We start from the raw sequence: 617 nt of genomic DNA, 5'->3' as shown, positions 1-617 counted from the left end.
TATTAACAGTGCCGCTGACGATGCTGCTGGATTAGCTATCGCTACTCGTATGCGTGCAAAAGAAGGCGGATTAAACGTTGGAGCACGTAACACACAAGACGCTATGTCTGCTTTACGTACTGGTGACTCAGCATTAGGCTCAATTTCTAACATCTTACTTCGTATGCGTGATCTTGCTACGCAAGCTGCTAGTGGTACAAATAACACAAAAGATACAGCTTCTTTAAACAAAGAGTATGAGCAATTAAAAGGTGAAATTGGCCATATCGCTGAAAAAACAAACTTTAACGGCAATGCATTCCTAGACACAGCCAGTGGCGGTAAAGATATTAAAATTCAACTTTCTGATGCTGCAAATGATACACTTGATATCACAGCTATCAATACAAAGGATATTACAAGTGATAAGTTGGGTACTTTAACAGATGTAACTACTGCAAAAGATGAAATGGTTAAAATTGATACTGCCATCCAAGCAGTTGCTGATGCGAGAGCAACTTTCGGTTCTCAATTAAACCGTTTAGACCATAACTTAAACAACGTAACTAGCCAAGCTACTAACATGGCTTCTGCTGCTTCTCAAATCGAAGACGCTGACATGGCGAAAGAAATGTCTG

The 617-nt window shown here is 40.0% G+C and carries 1 protein-coding gene; it reads left to right on the top strand.

What is annotated here, in order from left to right:
• The coding region (locus tag ACSG5Z_RS29690) for a flagellin N-terminal helical domain-containing protein (RefSeq protein WP_435712733.1) at window positions 1-617 on the top strand (617 nt) is incomplete at both ends.

The sequence above is a fragment of the Bacillus pretiosus genome (genome assembly GCF_051294775.1).
GTDB classification, from domain to species: Bacteria; Bacillota; Bacilli; order Bacillales; family Bacillaceae_G; genus Bacillus_A; species Bacillus_A wiedmannii.
Note: the sequence above shows the minus strand (reverse complement) of the source record. Positions and strands in the feature narration are given on the sequence as shown.